This window comes from Neisseria sp. HMSC068C12, assembly GCF_001814095.1.
Classification (GTDB): Bacteria; Pseudomonadota; Gammaproteobacteria; order Burkholderiales; family Neisseriaceae; genus Neisseria; species Neisseria perflava.
The window spans coordinates 1-204 of record NZ_KV814798.1; the positions used below are offsets into that span (position 1 = coordinate 1).

1 pseudogene is annotated in these 204 nt (G+C 44.1%); it reads right to left on the minus strand.

The annotated features are described in order from the left end of the window. Window positions 1–20: 20 nt before the first annotated feature. A pseudogene (locus HMPREF2952_RS10840) lies at window positions 21–204 on the minus strand (IS1595 family transposase); the annotation flags it as partial.

A 204-nucleotide genomic window follows, 5' to 3' on the forward strand; every position in this document is an offset into this window, starting at 1 on the left:
GGGGCTGACGTAGATTAGCCCTAAATTCCACACCAATCTCGCAGGATTTTAAGCTGTTGAGACGGTGTGCCGAAGTTAAATCGAAATTCGCATTCTTTCAAGAACAACGGGAAAGATTTGCGATCGATTCCGTTGTATTTTCGCAAGACACGTTTTGCCTGATTCCAAAAATTCTCAATGCCGTTAATGTGGTTCTGACGGTCG